Source organism: Hansschlegelia beijingensis, assembly GCF_045505405.1.
GTDB lineage: Bacteria > Pseudomonadota > Alphaproteobacteria > Rhizobiales > Methylopilaceae > Methylopila > Methylopila beijingensis_A.
Window position 1 is genome coordinate 1 of sequence record NZ_JBJKEX010000372.1, and the last position, 2964, is coordinate 2964.

Consider the following 2964-nt stretch of genomic DNA (forward strand, 5'->3'; position numbering starts at 1 on the left):
CGGCGCGGCGCGCCGACCCGGACATTGTCCAGCACGCGCGCCCAGGGAAGCAGGCGCGGCTCCTGGAACATGATGCGGCTCAGCCCCGCGCGGCGGCCGTCGCCGACCGAGACCGCGCCGGATGTCGGCGCGTCGAGGCCGAGCAGGATGCGCAGCAGCGTGCTCTTGCCGCAGCCGCTGCGGCCGACGATCGCGAGGAACTGGCCGGCCGGCACATGAAGGTCGACCTGCCGCAGCACCTGCTTGTCGCCGAAGCTGCGGCTCAGGCCGCGCAGATCGATCGCGGCGGCCTCCGGCGCGGCCGCCCGGGACGGAACCGGAGCGAGGCCCGTCGGCGCGAACGGCATGGCGGGATTGCTTGCTGTCATCGTCAGCCTCAGGCGGGGAGGTAGGCGGGGTGCCAGGAGAGCGTCGCGCGCTCGAGCAGCCTGGCGAGCGAGTCCGCGAGCTTGCCGAGGGCGGCGTAGATGAGGATCGACAGCACGACGACGTCGACCATCATGAATTCGCGGGCGTTCATGGCCATGTAGCCGAGCCCGGTGGAGGCCGAGATCGTCTCCGCGACGATCAGGGTCAGCCACATGATGCCGAGCGCGTAGCGCAGGCCGACGAAGATCGACGGCAGCGCGCCCGGAAGCACGACGCGGGCGAACAGCTCCCAGGCCGACATGCCGTAGGCGCGGCCCATCTCGACAAGCTGCGCGTCGACCGTGCGGATGCCGTGCAGCGTGTTCAGGTAGACGGGGAAGAACACGCCGAGCGCGACGAGGAAGATCTTGGCGGTCTCGTCGATGCCGAACCACAGGATGACGAGCGGGATCATCGCGAGGTGCGGGATGGTCCGCACCATCTGCAGGGTGGGGTCGGTCAGCCGCTCCGAGAGCCGCGACAGGCCGTTGGCGAGGCCGAAGGCGAAACCGACGCCGCCGCCGATCACCAGTCCGATCACCGCGCGCCAGGTGCTGACCGTGACGTTGCTCCACAGCTCGCCGGTCCAGGCGAGCCGCCATCCAGCGGCCGCGACGGCGGTCGGCGCCGGCAGCACGGACTCGGGGATCTCGCCAAGGCTGGAGAAGGCCTGCCAGCCGAGCAGCAGGAGCGCGGGGATGACGAAGGCCAGCAGAGCTTTTCCGTCGAGCTTCATGTCGCCTCCCAGGACCTGGGCTCCGCCGCCTGCCGCGGGGCCCGGGGGGTCCAGGCCGGACGCGGCGAAGCAGCGGAGTTCGCAACTATCTACACAATCTATAGAACGAGTCAACTAATGAACTCTGACGCAGCGGGACGTCCGATCGCTGGCTAAGCCGGCCCGAATCCGCCACGACTCGAGCGACGCCAAGGCGCGAGTCCGCCTCGTTCCCAAGGGAGCCGCCGTGTCCGAATCTGCGCAGAGCCCGGTCGACGGCCGCGACATTCCGCGCCCGATGCTCGCCAAGCGGCTCGCGAGCGGTCTGCTCGGCTACGCCTCGGGCCTGCCGCTGCTGCTGGTCGGCGGCACCTTCGCGTTCTGGATGCGCGAGGCGGGCGTCAGCCTGCAGGTGATCGGGCTGCTGTCCTGGGCGAGCATCGCCTACAGCCTCAAGTTCCTGATCGCGCCGGTGATGGACGCCTATGCGCTCGGGCCGTTCGGACGGATCTTCGGGCGCCGGCGCGCGTGGATCCTGCTCGCGCAGCTCGGCGTGACCGCCGGGCTCGCCGCCATGGCGTTCGGCGATCCGGCGACGAACCTGCCGCTGGCGGCGGCGGCCTGCTTCGCGGCCGCCATGGCATCGGCCTCGCAGGACGCGGCGGTCGACGGGTGGCGCGTCGAGCTCGCGCCGACGGAGGAGCAGGGGCTGCTGGTCGCCGCCTACCAGCTCGGTTATCGCCTCGCGATGCTGACCGCCGGCGCGGGTGCGCTCTATCTCGCGGAGGGCCTCGACTGGGTCGGCGCCTATTCCGTGATGGCGGGGATCATGGCGCTGATCGCGGTCGTGACCGCGACCCTCATCCCGCGCACCCCGAGAGACGACGAGCCGCGCGACCCCGCCGCCAAGGGTCTGGCGCTCGCCGCTCCGCTGAGGGATCTCCTGGCGCTGGTCGCCGCCACGCCCCTCACGACGCTGGCGATGATCGGGCTCTACCGGGTGCCGGACCAGCTGGCGAACGTGATGTCGTCGCCGCTCTACAAGGACCTCGGCTTCACCAACATCGAGATCGCCAACGTCACCAAGGTGTTCGGCGTCGTTCTCGGGATATTCGGCGCCTTCGTGGGCGGCTTCCTGCTGACCCGGCTTTCGCTGCGCACGGTCCTGATCATCGGGATCGTGGCGTCAGCGGCCACCAACCTGTTCTACAGCGCGCTCGCCGTGACCGGGCACAGCGTGCTGATGCTCGCAGCCACGATCAGCTTCGACAACGTGGCCTCCGCGATCGCCGGCACCGCGCTAATCGCCTTCATGTCGAAGCTCGCGGCGTCGGAATTCTCCGCCACCCGCTACGCCGTGCTGAGCTCGATCTACGCGCTGCCCGGCCATCTGCTGGCCGGCGGCTCAGGCTTCGTCGCCAGCGCCTCGGGCTTCCCGGTCTATTTCGCGCTGACCTTCGTGTCCGGGCTCCCCGCGCTGCTGCTCGTCCTCGCGCTCAGGGAGCCGAAGCCGTCGCAGACGCGCGCCGAGCCTAGCGTCGCCGCCTGATCGCGGCGCCGAGCGCGAGCAGGACGAGCGCGATCCAGCTCAGGATCAGGATCATGCCGCCTGTCGGCGCCGCCATCGGCAGCGGGCTCGTCCCATAGGCGACGCGGACCATCAGGTCGCCGGAGAACAGCAGCGCGCCAAGCGCGAGCCCTGCGGCCGGCAGAAGTCCGAACCGCCCGAGGGCGGTCGAGACGGCGACCACGCCGACGATCGCGGCCGCGTTGAGCATCAGGAAGCTCGCGGCCGTGGCGAGCCGCGGGTCGCCCGTCATGTGCGCCCCCGCCGCCGCGCC

General features: G+C 70.8%; 4 protein-coding genes. 1 reads left to right on the top strand and 3 read right to left on the bottom strand.

Going from position 1 to position 2964, the window contains the following annotated elements:
- Together ACIKT0_RS16165 and ACIKT0_RS16170 are read right to left on the bottom strand one after the other, a co-directional pair.
- Positions 1 to 368, bottom strand: a 368-nt coding sequence (locus ACIKT0_RS16165) for an ATP-binding cassette domain-containing protein (protein ID WP_407106389.1), incomplete at its 3' end; no start/stop codon positions are given.
- Between the two features lie 8 nt (positions 369 to 376).
- Complete coding sequence (locus ACIKT0_RS16170) at positions 377 to 1144, bottom strand: ABC transporter permease subunit (protein ID WP_407106391.1); 768 nt, start codon at positions 1142 to 1144, stop codon at positions 377 to 379.
- Positions 1145 to 1370: 226 nt separating this feature from the next.
- On the opposite strand from ACIKT0_RS16170, the gene ACIKT0_RS16175 reads away from it, so the two are divergent.
- On the top strand, positions 1371 to 2672 hold the full coding sequence (locus ACIKT0_RS16175) for an AmpG family muropeptide MFS transporter (RefSeq protein WP_407106392.1): 1302 nt from the start codon (positions 1371 to 1373) through the stop codon (positions 2670 to 2672).
- Here ACIKT0_RS16175 and ACIKT0_RS16180 read toward each other — a convergent pair.
- A partial coding sequence (locus ACIKT0_RS16180) for a DUF423 domain-containing protein (protein ID WP_407106394.1) occupies positions 2656 to 2964 on the bottom strand: 309 nt, incomplete at its 5' end. The genes ACIKT0_RS16175 and ACIKT0_RS16180 overlap by 17 nt on opposite strands.